Here is a 13,141-nt window from a genome sequence, read left to right on the forward strand (position 1 = left end):
GCAAAGCAACACTTTTTAGGAGAGCACCGCACCTTCCGGGGGTCGGTGCTCTCCTAACTTTTCAGCAAAGTTAAGAAAGGAAACACCATGGCGCGATTCATCGACCGCGTAGTGCTACACCTCGAGGCCGGCGACGGCGGCCATGGCTGTGCCTCCATCCACCGCGAAAAATTCAAGCCCCTCGGCGGCCCAGACGGTGGCAACGGCGGACACGGCGGCGACATCATCCTCAAAGTGTCCGACCAGGTACACACGCTCCTGGAACTGCACTACCGCCCCCACCTGCGCGCCAAGCGTGGAGCCAACGGCGCAGGCGATCACCGCAACGGTGCCCGCGGCGAAGACCTCATCTTGGACGTGCCAGTAGGCACCGTGGTGCTCGACACCGATGGCAACGTGCTGGCCGATATGACCACCCTGGGCATGGAATTCATCGCAGCCAAAGGTGGCTACGGCGGCCTCGGCAACGCGGCCTTGGCTTCTGCTGCCCGCAAAGCACCAGGCTTTGCGCTCAAAGGCGAGCCCGGCGAGGCGCACGATGTGGTGCTGGAATTAAAGTCCATGGCCGATGTGGGGCTCGTGGGCTTCCCCTCGGCGGGTAAATCCTCGCTCATTTCGGTGATGTCTGCCGCCAAGCCCAAGATTGGCGATTATCCCTTCACCACCCTCCAGCCCAACCTCGGCGTGGTGGACGTCGGCCACGAATCTTTCACCATCGCCGATGTGCCAGGCCTGATCCCGGGCGCCTCCGAAGGCAAGGGCCTCGGCCTGGACTTCTTAAGGCATATCGAACGCACCGCGGTGCTTGCCCACGTCGTGGATACCGCCACCTTAGAACCGGGGCGCGACCCGGCCTCTGATATTGAAGCGCTGGAAGCAGAACTTGCTGCCTACCAATCCGACCTGGATCAAGATTCCGGCTTAGGGGATCTGCGTGAACGTCCGCGCATCATCATCTTGAACAAAGCCGATATCCCAGAAGCGCGCGAATTGGCCGAATTTCTTAAAGAAGACCTCGAGCAACAATTTGGCTGGCCCGTCTTCATCATCTCCGCAGTAGCCCAGCAAGGCCTGGAGCCACTGCGCTACAAGCTGATGGAATTAGTCTCCCAAGCGCGCGCACAACGCCCGGCACCAGAGGCGCAACCTCGCCAAATCCTTAGACCAGAGGCCGTGGATAAGCGTTCCAAGAAGCAACGCCAAGACTTCGAGATCATCGAAGACCCAGAAATCGAGGACGGCTACATCGTCCTTGGCGAGCGCCCAACCCGCTGGATCATCCAAACCGACTTCGAAAATGACGAAGCCGTGGGCTACCTCGCCGATAGGCTCGCACGCATGGGTGTCGAAGACGCCCTATTCAAAGCGGGCGCGCGCCCAGGCTGCACCGTCACCATCGGTGAAGTGTCATTCGAATGGGAACCCACCATGAGCGCAGGCGCCGAAACGCCTCTGACCGGCCGTGGCACCGACCCCCGACTGGCACCCAATACCCGCGTTTCTGCCGCAGAACGCAAACGCGCCTCCCAGGCTCGCCGCGGACTCATTGATGAGTACGACTTTGGCGATGGCCAGGAGGCGGATCGTGAACGCTGGCAGGGCTAACCCCTCCTAACTTTTATAGAAAGTTAGGAGGAGGTGACGTCGCGAAGCTCGGAATCCTTCGAGAGCCAATTATCTGGCCCCACATACACCTTCGCCGCCTCGGGATCGTGGCGAATGGTGTAGTCGGCGAAGGAGATTACGAGTGAGTCGTAGATGCTGACGTCGCTTGCGTCCAGGTAGAGGCCGTGTTCGGCGCCGCGTACGATTGCCCACCACTTCGGGCCGGTGGCGCGGTCATAGGCGATCTTGGATAAAGGCCAGGGCACGAGTGATTCGTGTTCGGCTGCTAGCACCAGGGTGGGTACTGGTGATGGGGGAGAGGCGAGCCCGAAGTCGGAGGGGCCGGGGTTGATGCCCACTGCGCCGAGGACCGCTGCTTCAGTGCGGCCGGTCGATTGGAGCAATTTGTCGATCATGCCGGCTTCGCGCAGTGCTGATCCGCCGCCGGCGGAGTGGCCGACGAGCAACATCTTGGAAAAGTCGATGCGTTGGTAGAGGGGGCTTTGGGGGTCGAGGTCTGCTTGGTTGGCGCCAAGTGCGGCGATATTCATCTGCTCGCCAAACCAGTTGGCCACGCTGTAGCCGAGTGCGACGACGTAGCCGTGGGAGGCGTAGAACTCGGCGTGGTGGTGCACCATGCCGGGTTCGGATCCGATGCCGGGTGAGAGCACGATCAGTGGTGCGCGTTGGCCTTGGGCGAGGTCGGTGGGGTAGATGAATTGGAAGCCGATGGCGGGGTTGGGTCCTTCGGGGGTAACGCCGTAGCACTCCGGTGGCACGTTGTTGCCGTGGTTGAAGCGCAAGATTTGGTTGTAGAGCGCGTAGATGGGGGCGCAGTCGATGGTGGGCACGGTAGAAGCGACTGGGTGCGAACCGGGTGCGCCGAAGGTTTCGCGGATTTTTCCGGGCGCTTGTTCATAGGGTGCGGTGATGCGGGTGCCGGTGAGCCCGATTTCTTCTAGCGGGGCTGGGACGGTGGGGGCGATGTCTTCGGCTGGTTGCTCGATGGAGTTGAGCGCATCGGTGAGGGGAGTCAGGCCTTGGGTGATGCCGAGGTCGATGGCATTGGCTGGCACTGCGAGGCTGAGTCCGAGTGTTGCGCCGAGAAGACCTGCGGCGATGCGGGTGCGAGAGGCTGCCACGGGAGGGCTCCTTCTTCTAGAGGGGGAAATGAAAAGGATTATTTGAAGGCAGCATTAGTGTACCCACCGCCTGTGGCCACTGGGGGTGGTTTTTTAGGCGGTGGGTGTTGGGGTTTGTAGGGCTGGTAGTTGAACCGGCCGTGGCGAAGTTAGCTGTGGATGAGCTCTGCTTGTTGTTGATCTTCGCTGGCTTTGCGGAGTTTGTAATTGCGTGCGAACACCGAAAGCGCGATAAAGAAGATGGTGCTGAGCACGAGTACTGCCACTGCGATGTAGTAGGTGCTATCGAAGTTGCCGTCCACGGTGCGCACGAAGACGTCCTTGGCGTAGGTCATGGGGTGCAGGCTGTGCATGGCGCGCATGGGGGCCGGGGTGAGTTGGATGGGCCAGACGCCACCGAAGGCAAATACACCGTAGGCGAAAAAGCCCAGTGCCAGTGCGCCGCCTGCGAGCCTGCCAAAGGCTAGGCGGAGGAATTGGAAGATGCTGGTGCCGTGGGCTGCAATGAGCACCATGGCAAGGCAGTAGGCACCGATGTGCGCGATGTGGAAGCCGGCTGCCATGCCTGCGCCGGTGAGCAGGCCCAGCAAGGCGGTGTTGCCGGCGCCTACTACGGCAAACCCTGCCAGTACCGCGGCCAGGGTGGAGGTGTGCTTGCGGGTGCCCAAGATGTGCGGGGCGAGCATGCTTACCAGCGCCATGAGCAGGTAACCGAAGACGAGGATGAGGATCATGGTCACGCCGCCGGAGAGCACCTTGGAGGTTGGGTCGTGTTCGTCGGTGAGCTCTTGTACTGCGTGGCGGTAGTCCTCCTCATAGGCCACGGGTACGGCGATTTGGTGTGAGGATGCCTCGATATTTTTAATCTCTGGTGCTTGTTGCGCGCCTTCGCTTAGGCCCGCGTCGAGCTGTGCGGTGCCGTCTTTGAGTTGGGCTACGCCGGCGTCGAGTTGGTGGGTGCCGTCGAGAAGCTGCCCCATGCCGTCGTCGAGGCGCGCGGCTCCGTCGGCAAGCTGCGAGGTGCCATCTTTGAGCTGGAGGGCACCTTGGAGGTACGGCGCGGCGGGATCATTGAGGTTGTAGCTCATTTGCGCCGTGCCGTCTTTGAGCTTGGCTAGCTGGTTCGCCAGCGCATCGGGGTTGGAGGTATCCAGCACGGAGATTCGATCGCGGATTTGTTGTGCTTGGGCGTGCAGGCCGAGCATGTCGAGCTGATCGGCGATGGGCTTGAGCATCTCCACGGTGGTGCCGGCTTGCTGGAGCAGGGGGATCACTTTGTCGGTGAGCTGGCCTACGCCGGCGTCAATTTGGGCGGCACCTTGGCCAAGTTGATTGGTGCCATCGAGCAATTGGCTCATGCCCTGGTCGAGTCGCGTGGCTCCGTCGGAAAGCTGTGAGGAGCCATCTTTGAGTTGCTGTGCCCCATCGAGGCCTTGTGCGGTTCCGGCCTTTAATTGCGCGGCACCATCGTCGAGTTGTTTGGCGCCATCGGCGGCTTGTTTCAGGCCAGCGCCTAGGCGATTCATGCCGCCGAGAATTTCGGAGCTGTAGCCTTCGGCGATACCTTTGGCAATACCTTTTTGGATTCCCGGCACAAGCCCGGAGGTCAGCAGCGGGGTGTTGGTGCCGTATTGATCATTAAAAGAGATCACCACTTCGGGCTGCTTGGGGTGCTCGTCGATCACGCTGGCTACTTCCTGGGAAAATTCTTCTGGAATCGACAGCACCACCATGAAGTCGCCATCGCGCAGCCCCGCATTGGCGTCCTCGGCAGATAGTTCGGTGAAGTCCATGTAGCTGGTATCGAGTAGGCCTTCGACCACGTCGTCGCCAAAATTGACCTTCTGGCCATCTTTTTGGGCGCCGGCATCTTCATTAACTACGGCCATGCGCACATTTTGGAGGTAGTGGGAGGGATCCCAAAGCGACCACATGAAAGCGGCTGTGACCAGCAGTGGAGCCACAAGGACGGTCACGATGATCGATCGGATCAGCAGTGCACGCTTGCGTGAGGGGGCGGGTGTGGCGGTGTCTTTCATGCGCAAAAAACTCCAGTGCGAGGTCAGATGAGGGGAAGGGCTAGTAGTTTGCTTTTGGCACACTATAAATTTTGTCTGCTAAATCTTAATAATCTATTGGAGGGAAAAGCAAAACCTTTTTGCAGCTCAAGCTTTTCGACGCCTCCCCACGCCCCCAAAGCGCCTGGATTAGAATTTCAATTTATGACTTTCGCAGCGTCGGGAAACCCCCAAGACCTCCGCCACCACATTGCTGCTGCCAAAAGGGTGGTGGTCAAAATTGGTTCGAGCTCACTAACAGGCGAAGACTTTGCCGTGAGCCCCGAGCGGATCAACCGCATCGTCGACGCGTTGGAAACACGCATGGGCAAAGGCTCCGATGTGATCGTCGTATCCTCCGGCGCCATCGCCGCCGGGCTCAAACCCCTTGGCCTGCACCGACGCCCAGCAGATCTTGCCACCAAACAAGCCGCCGCCAGTGTTGGGCAAGTCCACCTGGCCAACGCTTGGGGAGCCTCCTTCGCGCGCTATCGGCGCACCACCGGCCAGGTGCTGCTCACCGCCGCAGACGCAGGCGTGCGCGAACGCGCCCGCAATGCCCAGCGCACCATCGACCGCCTGCGCCAATTAGGGTGCGTGCCCATCATTAACGAAAACGACACCGTGGCCACCTCCGAAATGCACTTCGGTGATAATGACCGGCTGGCCGCCATCGCCGCCAACCTCATCGCCGCCGATGCGCTCGTGCTGCTTTCTGATGTCGATGGCCTCTACGACCGCAACCCCAGCGACCCCAACGCCCACTTTATTAGCGAAGTCCGAGACGCACGCGACTTAGAAGGTGTGGTGGCAGGTGATGGGGGCGTGGTTGGCACCGGAGGCATGGCCTCGAAGGTATCTGCTGCGCGCCTGGCAGCCCGCGGAGGGATCCCGGTATTGCTCACGGCGACCGCTCGCATTGAAGATGCGCTCGATCGCGCCGATGTGGGCACGGTGTTCTACCCGGAGGAAAATAAGCTCTCTGCCTGGAAGTTCTGGGCCTTATACGCCGCCGATGTAGGCGGTGGCCTAAGAATTGATGCCGGCGCGGTCCGTGCGATCCAACAAGGCGGTAACTCTCTACTCGCGGTGGGCATTACCGAGGTGATTGGTGATTTCCACTCAGGAGAGATTGTGGAGATCCTAGGCCCTGAAGGTCAGATCATCGGCCGCGGCGAGGTGGCCTATGATTCCGATACCCTCGTTGGCATGGTGGGCAAGCAATCCGCAGACCTACCTGAGGGCATGCAGCGACCAGTGGTGCACGCCGATTACCTGTCTGGTTCGCGCGCCTAACACCTTCCAGGCTGCACGGTTCTAAGGCCTGGTTGGGTTGCCTGATCGTTTTAAAAAACCTTAAGGAGCGCTGCCATGAAATTTGCCATGATGCCACAACGCTGGGATATGCCAGCCCAAGCTTTGATCGACGCCGGCCACGAGGAAGTTGAGTTGGATCAAGCCGACTTCCTCGTCTTTAACGGCACCGAGGATTTTCCCGAGCTGCCGGAGAATATCCAATATGTGCAGGTCGCTTTCGCCGGCATGGATGCGCTGCGCAAACAAGGCGTGCTGGATGCCCGAGTGCGCTGGGCCAATGCCGCAGGCCTTTATGCCGATACGGTGGCCGAATCCACCCTTGCCATGTTGCTTGCGGTGGGGCATAAGTACCCGGCGATTATCAACGCCAAGTCTTGGGGCATTCGCCCCCTGCCAGATCAGCACACCAATTGGCTTTACGACGATAAAACGCTCGCCATCATCGGCGCCGGCGGTATCGCTGGCCGCCTGCTTGAGTTTGTGTCCGGATTCCCACTGCACACCATCGCCGTGAACACCAGCGGCAAGCCCGTCGAAGGCGCCGATGAAACCTTCAGCATCGAGCAGGTAGAGCAAGTCTGGCCCAGGGCCGATTATGTGGTGCTCCTTGCGCCACTGACAGAGGCGACCGAGCACATGGTCAATGCGAGCGTCTTCGCACAACTGCCCAACCACGCGGTGCTGATCAATGTTGGCAGAGGCGGGCTGGTGTGCACCGAGGATTTAGTAGCTGCCCTGGAACAAGGCCAAATCGGTGGTGCGGCCCTTGATGTGACCGAACCCGAACCGCTGCCCGATGGGCACCCTTTGTGGCAGATGGACAATGTGCTGATCACACCCCATGTGGCCAACACCAGCGAGCGAATGCAGCACCTTTTAGGCCCGCTGTTTGTAGAAAACGCGCGTCGATTCGCGCAAGGTGAAACGATGCTCACCGAAGTTGAACCCGCGAAAGGCTACTAGCTGCTAGTTTAAGGCGGTATGAAACAGCCAACGGTATTAGAACGCGCCAAAGCCGCCAAAAAAGCAGCACCGAAGCTCGCAGCATTATCAAGCAGCGAGAAAAACGCCCTGCTTGAACGAGCAGCCGAGTACCTGCTTGAGCACAGCGAGGCAATCTTAGAAGCCAATGAACAAGACCTGCGCGCAGGCGAGCACGCCGGGTTAAACGAGGGCCTCTTAGATCGTCTACGCCTCGACCACGAGCGCATCGCCGGCATCGCCGGTGGTTTGCGCCTGGTGGCAGGGCTGCCTGATCCCGTTGGAGAAGTCATCGGTGGCGGCGTGATGTATAACGGCATGCTCATGCGCCAAGTCCGAGTCCCACTTGGGGTCGTGGGCATCGTGTATGAGGCCCGCCCCAACGTCACCGTGGATGCCTTTGGCCTGACCTTAAAATCCGGCAATGTGGTGCTACTGCGCGGCTCCAAATCAGCCGTGCACACCAACACCAAGCTGGTAGAGCTGCTCCAAGCAGTGGTGCAAGAACACGGCTTGAGCGCAGATACCGTGCAGCTTTTGCCCTGCGAAAACCACGAGAGCGTCCAAGAGCTCATTACCGCCCGCGGTTTTGTGGATGTAGTGATTCCTCGAGGAGGTGCGAAGCTGATCGAGGCCGTAGTTCTAGGAGCTACCGTGCCCACCATCGAAACCGGCACCGGTAATTGCCACTTCTATGTCGACCGCGACGCCAATATGGACGAAGCCATCGCCATGCTGCTCAACGGCAAAACTCGCCGATGCTCCGTATGTAATGCCACAGAAACAGTGCTGATTGACGCAGGCCTGCCAGCCACCGAACAATTGCGCATCATCCGCGCCCTCCAAGACGCCGGGGTGAAGGTGCATGGGGACGTCGACAAGCTAGAAGCAATCGGTGCAGAAAACATCATCCAGGCCGAAGCCAGCGACTGGGAAGAGGAATACCTCAGCATGGACATCGCAGCCCAAATCGTCGAAGACCTCGACGGCGCCATCGAACACATCAGGCGCTACAGCTCCGGCCACACCGAGGCCATTGCAACCCGCAACACCGCCACCGCACAAGCCTTCGCAGCAGGCGTAGACGCCGCAGCCGTCATGATCAACGCATCCACCGCCTTTACCGATGGCGAACAATACGGCATGGGCGCAGAAATCGGCATCTCCACCCAAAAACTCCACGCACGCGGACCAATGGGACTGCCCGAACTCACCACAAGCAAATGGATCCTCGAAGGCCAAGGGCACACCCGCGCATGAGCAAACGCATCGGCATCATGGGTGGCACCTTCGACCCCATCCACCACGGCCACCTCGTAGCCGCAAGCGAAGTGGCCGCACGCTTCGGACTCGAACTCGTCGTATTCGTCCCCACCGGCCAACCCTGGCAAAAAGCCGACCGCGAAGTAAGCGAACCAGAAGACCGCTACCTCATGACGGTGATCGCCACAGCAAGCAACCCACAATTCACCGTCTCGCGCGTCGACATCGAACGCCAAGGCGCCACCTACACCATCGACACCCTCAACGACCTCAAAAGCCAATACCCAAACGCAGAACTATTCTTCATCACCGGCGCCGACGCACTAGCCAAAATCCTATCCTGGCGAGACTGGGAAAAAATGTTTGAGCTCGCCACCTTCGTCGGCGTCACCAGACCCGGATACGTACTCGAAGAAAGCAATATTCCCCAACGCTTCCAACACCGCGTAGAACTCATCGAAGTGCCAGCAATGGCCATCTCATCCACAGATTGCCGCGCACGAGCCAAAAACGGCATGCCAGTGTGGTATCTCGTGCCCGATGGGGTGGTGCAGTACATCAATAAGCGGAAGCTGTATTCGCCTTGCGGCGCCGACGATGACTTAGACCCCACCCCCTCCTAACTTTTGCGAAAAGTTAGGACTGGGGGTTTCTGTGCTGGGGTTTTGGTGTTTGTGCTGGTCGCAGGTGTCCAGCTAGTCCAGTGAGTCCAGCTAGTCCAGTGGCTCCAATGCGGGGTGCGGGATTTTTGCGGGATCGCCCACCACCCCACGGGTGCTAGAGTGGGTGCCATAAACACAGTCACCGGCTCATGCGCCAGCAAGATCGTGCATGAGGGGGCTGTTTTCTTTCACCCCAAGAAGGCCACAATGCTCACATGAAGATCAGCACCGACTGCTTCACCTGGGAAGGCACGAGACAACAGTTACGCGCCCAAATGATCGCGCTTATCCCCACCAATCCAGATGATGAAACCTTGCTGAGGCTCGCAGCCGTGGCGTTGGATTGCCACCCACTTGACCTAGTGTTAGACCCCTAAACGCAAAAAGGTGCCCCACCACCTCACAAGCGGAGGCAGCAGGGCACGGGGGTTAGGCGTAACTCACTTCGGTGTTCGGGGAGTAGTACGCATGGAATTGGTGATTACCATCAGCCAACGGCATGTAGAAAACAGCATGGCGACCATCTAAACCGATCAGCGCATAGCCGGGGCTGTTCCAAGGCGTCTTTAGCGGGATTGGCAGCGCGTTTTTACCAACCTTTTCAAGGATCTCGCCCATATCGACATACACACCGATATGCCCATCAACGCGATCGCTCGACATTTCTTGTTTTTTTCGGTAGGCCTCCATGGCTTCCTCATCGGTGATCTTCGCAGACAACTTGTAGTACACATGTTGACTGTTGAATTTCACGGTGAGAGTTCCGGTGCAGAAGTCGGCTTTCTCAAAATTGTTGTAGCTTACATACACCAGAATGTCGCTGGTTTCCCATTCTTCCCATTCGTCTACTGGTTCAGAGGGGGGGGGTGTTGAGGTATTCCTCAACCTTGTTTTCCAAGGCGTCTACGCGCCCTTCCACGGCCTTGATTTGGTTGCCGAGGGTGTCACCATCAGGCAGGTTCGCGAGCAGCTCACGCGCTTCAGCCAACGAGGCCTGCAATTGGGTTACCTGGGGTGGTTCCCAATCCCCACCGGAGGTGAGTTCCACCAGGGTGATTTCCTCCGCCTGGGGGATCGTCACCTGCCACGAGGCGTAGGTGTGGCAATGCTGGGAGGTGGGTGGGGTGATGGTGATTTCAGCCTGTCCGGGTTGCACACCCACGAACTTGGCGACACCATCCACGATGGGGGTTTCCATGCAGGATGGCACCACCATGCCATCCACACCAGGATGCGCAGTTTTCACCTGGATACGGGCGGTGCCCTCACCCGGCGCGGAGTCCACACCCACAAAACGACAGATTACGGTAGTCAAGGTAGTTATCCTTCCAAAAGTTTAGAGATATTAGCCGTCGGGGCTTCCGGTGGGGGCGGGATACTGCCATTGTCAATCCACTGCCGAATCGCCTGAGCAAACGCCACATACTGCTGCAAAGCGCGTTTGAGCATGAAGTTTCGATCCTGCGCCACGCGGCGTTTCTCGATTTCTTCATCCAGTTTGGCTTGCAGTTCGTCCATGCGGCACTGCAAAGCGTCAATGCGGGTTTCCAACCCCCGGTAATAGTCACCTTGGGCTGATTGCGCGTCTGATTTTTGCTTGGATCGAAGGTTCAGCCAGGCCACCCAGATAGAAAACGCACCCGGCACAGCAGCAGCGAGCAGCACATTAATGAGTGATCCGCTCATTCCCCACCCCCTTTGTAGTCACGCTCCATCGGTGCATCGCCGCGCTTACCGCGCCAGATCGCCCACAACGCCAAAAACGCCACCATGAAGTAGGACAAGCTGGACACCCAGCCGCGTGGTGATTCGCCGGATAGCGCAGCGGTCAAAAATGAGCACGCCCACAGCACATGCAGGCCAACACCGATAGAGAGGAAAATTGCTTCACACCGGGGGGCGCGCACAAACGCCAACACAACACACGCGGTGCCGGTGGTGATCCACACCCACCCCCAAGCACTAATCGGCAACGTGCCCTCAGCAGGGTGCGAACCCCCGGTGGGTGGGGCACCCAAAATACCGGGAATATACGAGCAGCCGCGTAACAGCATGCCAACACCGAGTATGAGTGCTGCCATGCTGTCTGTCATTGCCCATTGGCGCACCCGCCTTGCAGCAGGACGCCAACGCATCGGCAGGTGCTCAATCGGCATTATTGGCTCACCCCTCCTCAACCACGGGGGTGTTAGCAGCAGCCACGCCCATGCCAAGTGCTGGGGCGACAATACCGAGGATGGTGTCCCACTGGGCGGGGTCACCATAACCCCACACGGCAAGCGCAGCGGTCACAGCAGCCACCACACCATAGATGGCGGTGCGCACGGAGCTGGTGGAGTGCACCACAGCGAAAGCGAGGGTGACCACGGCGGTGAGGACACCCACCACAGCAGCGGCTTGTTCTTCACCCAGCACACCCCAGGCGATCAGGGCAGGGGCGAGTGCTGCCACCACGGCGTAGAGGGTGCCACGGCTCGAAGCGGGAATAGTGTTACGGATCTGGTCAAACATGAATTGCCTCCTAAAGGGCATAAAAACCGCCACAAGCGGGCGGGGAAAACGGATAGGGGTTGGGGGTTTACTGCTTCGGTGCTGCAAGCTGCTTCTCCAAAGCAGCCACACGCCCATCAAGACGCTCCAAGGCTTTTAAGATCAGCTCGGTATTCTTCATCGCCAAAAACGCGTTGCGATCAGCGTGCAGAATGAAATTCCCGCGAGCGTCCTTAAAATCACTGCCATCAACGAGGGTTTTCACCACATCATCAAGCGACTGTGCCAACTTCTTCACCTCCTCCCGCTGCTGCTGTTGTTTCGGGGTGATGCCCTTCGTTGCTGCCACATAGCCCTTCGGGGGGATCAGCGTGGCGAGCTGGTCAAGCGTGCACCAATACCCATAAGGGCGGAACCCGCTATCGGCCACCCACACATGGCGTTGGCCGGTGTTGTCCACCGCGTAGCCCATCACAGCCACATAGTGGTACACGACCCCACCGCCATACGCAGGGTTAATGTTGGATTTGTACGATGCGCGGGGATAGTTCGACGGCGGGGCAACGATATTCGCAATCACACCCCTGCCCACGTCAATGGAGCGCACAATGTCCTGCCACAGGCGGGTTTTTTGCTCATTGGTCGGTGGGTCATTCGGCATCTCCACGGCCTTCCATGCACCATCGGGCACATGACGCTGCAGCACCGGCAAAATGTTGTAGATGCTGTTGGTGCCGTTGGTGGTGGTTTGCATTTGGCGCGCGAGGTCACGCTCACCAATCAAATGCCCCGTAGCCGCGCGCACCACAGTTTGTGTCGAAGCTGGGCCGCAGTAGTAGTAGGTGTCTTGTACTACTTGGTCTCGGGGGTATTCGAGCACTTTTTCCACGGTGGTGATGGTGTGTGCCACGGGTGGGGCTGGCTTGTCACCACGCCCAGTAAAAAGCTGTTTTAGTTGCTCGCGGGTGCCCTTATAGGCGTTCACATCAACCTTGAAGCCCGCCACCAAGCCATTGGAGCCGTATTGCAGAATATCCGGCTTACGATCACCCAACGGATAACCCCAGCCAGCATGCTTGTCTGCACCATCAGCTAGATAAGCGTCCTTGTAGGGCAGGGTACGATTCTTGCCATAATTCGACACCCACAGGGCACCCAGGCCACGCATCGACGGCTCACCACCTGGCATCTGCTCCCAATACCACGCACCGGAATACACACCGGCCACGGTGTAGCCGCGTTTCTCAAGCTCACGTTTCGCGGCATGCACATCGTCCTTCGTAAGCAACTTCCGGCCACTGGCGTCAACAGATTCCACATCAATCCACACCGGCAGGTCACGACGCCCACCCATTTGCGCATCGATCACATCCACCTGCTGCGCAATGGTGGTGCCCTCACTAGGGGCGCGCAAATACCAGTAGGTGGCCACGAGCAGCCCCGCCGATTCAGCATCAGCCAAATGCGAGCGGAACACCTTATCGCGGTAGGTGCCATCACACAGGCGCAGGATCGCAAACTCAATGCCCTCACCTTTTGCCCTGCGTAGGCTCATGCCTGATTGGTGCTCGGACACATCAACACCGAAAATGGTCATTCATCCTCCTAAAAGAAAAGCCCCGCA

Annotated in this window: 14 protein-coding genes; 6 read left to right on the top strand and 8 right to left on the bottom strand. The window is 59.0% G+C overall.

From position 1 onward, the window contains the following. Window positions 1-87 precede the first annotated feature (87 nt). Window positions 88-1,605, top strand: a complete 1,518-nt coding sequence (gene obgE, locus CPPEL_RS02695) for a GTPase ObgE (protein ID WP_123959693.1) — start codon at window positions 88-90, stop codon at window positions 1,603-1,605. A 23-nt stretch (window positions 1,606-1,628) separates the two neighbouring features. Here the strand turns inward: obgE and CPPEL_RS02700 are convergent, their stop codons facing one another. Beyond that, window positions 1,629-2,747 (bottom strand): poly(ethylene terephthalate) hydrolase family protein, encoded by a 1,119-nt coding sequence (locus tag CPPEL_RS02700; protein WP_123959694.1) that lies wholly within the window; start codon window positions 2,745-2,747, stop codon window positions 1,629-1,631. Between the two features lie 149 nt (window positions 2,748-2,896). After that, the gene (locus CPPEL_RS02705) at window positions 2,897-4,786 is read right to left on the bottom strand and encodes a YhgE/Pip domain-containing protein (protein ID WP_123959695.1); all 1,890 of its coding nucleotides are present in this window, start codon (window positions 4,784-4,786) and stop codon (window positions 2,897-2,899) included. Between the two features lie 183 nt (window positions 4,787-4,969). Here CPPEL_RS02705 and proB point away from each other — a divergent pair, with 183 nt between their 5' ends. From proB to CPPEL_RS11090, 5 genes are all read left to right on the top strand, one after another. Beyond that, entirely contained in the window at window positions 4,970-6,100 is a 1,131-nt protein-coding gene (gene proB / locus CPPEL_RS02710) for a glutamate 5-kinase (protein ID WP_123959696.1), read from the top strand. Between the two features lie 75 nt (window positions 6,101-6,175). Further along, window positions 6,176-7,084 carry a D-isomer specific 2-hydroxyacid dehydrogenase family protein gene (locus tag CPPEL_RS02715; RefSeq protein ID WP_123959697.1) on the top strand — a complete coding sequence of 303 codons (909 nt, stop codon included), beginning with the start codon at window positions 6,176-6,178 and terminating at the stop codon, window positions 7,082-7,084. Between the two features lie 18 nt (window positions 7,085-7,102). Beyond that, entirely contained in the window at window positions 7,103-8,362 is a 1,260-nt protein-coding gene (locus CPPEL_RS02720; protein ID WP_123959698.1) for a glutamate-5-semialdehyde dehydrogenase, read from the top strand. Beyond that, a complete protein-coding gene (gene nadD / locus CPPEL_RS02725; RefSeq protein ID WP_123959699.1) occupies window positions 8,326-8,988 on the top strand; it encodes a nicotinate-nucleotide adenylyltransferase in 663 nt (220 codons plus the stop codon). The genes CPPEL_RS02720 and nadD overlap by 37 nt, the downstream gene beginning before the upstream one ends. Window positions 8,989-9,242: 254 nt before the next feature. Further along, window positions 9,243-9,404, top strand: coding sequence for a hypothetical protein (locus tag CPPEL_RS11090; protein WP_164470356.1), 162 nt, complete (start codon window positions 9,243-9,245; stop codon window positions 9,402-9,404). Between the two features lie 52 nt (window positions 9,405-9,456). On the opposite strand, the gene CPPEL_RS02730 is transcribed toward CPPEL_RS11090, so the two are convergent. From CPPEL_RS02730 to CPPEL_RS11255, 6 genes are all read right to left on the bottom strand, one after another. Continuing rightward, a complete protein-coding gene (locus CPPEL_RS02730) occupies window positions 9,457-9,912 on the bottom strand; it encodes a hypothetical protein (RefSeq protein ID WP_123959700.1) in 456 nt (151 codons plus the stop codon). Then, window positions 9,881-10,342 carry a hypothetical protein gene (locus CPPEL_RS02735; protein WP_123959701.1) on the bottom strand — a complete coding sequence of 154 codons (462 nt, stop codon included), beginning with the start codon at window positions 10,340-10,342 and terminating at the stop codon, window positions 9,881-9,883. Before CPPEL_RS02735 ends, CPPEL_RS02730 begins: the two co-directional genes overlap by 32 nt. Before the next feature lie 5 nt (window positions 10,343-10,347). Continuing rightward, window positions 10,348-10,713, bottom strand: a complete 366-nt coding sequence (locus tag CPPEL_RS02740; RefSeq protein ID WP_123959702.1) for a hypothetical protein — start codon at window positions 10,711-10,713, stop codon at window positions 10,348-10,350. Then, on the bottom strand, window positions 10,710-11,183 hold the full coding sequence (locus CPPEL_RS02745; protein ID WP_123959703.1) for a hypothetical protein: 474 nt from the start codon (window positions 11,181-11,183) through the stop codon (window positions 10,710-10,712). Before CPPEL_RS02745 ends, CPPEL_RS02740 begins: the two co-directional genes overlap by 4 nt. 7 nt (window positions 11,184-11,190) lie before the next feature. After that, window positions 11,191-11,538: a phage holin gene (locus CPPEL_RS02750; RefSeq protein ID WP_123959704.1), complete on the bottom strand. Its 348-nt coding sequence runs from the start codon at window positions 11,536-11,538 to the stop codon at window positions 11,191-11,193. 67 nt (window positions 11,539-11,605) lie between these two features. Next, window positions 11,606-13,114, bottom strand: a complete 1,509-nt coding sequence (locus CPPEL_RS11255) for a GH25 family lysozyme (protein ID WP_245990486.1) — start codon at window positions 13,112-13,114, stop codon at window positions 11,606-11,608. Window positions 13,115-13,141: the final 27 nt, after the last annotated feature.

Origin of the sequence: Corynebacterium pseudopelargi (genome assembly GCF_003814005.1) — a bacterium.
In the GTDB taxonomy this organism is placed as follows: domain Bacteria; phylum Actinomycetota; class Actinomycetes; order Mycobacteriales; family Mycobacteriaceae; genus Corynebacterium; species Corynebacterium pseudopelargi.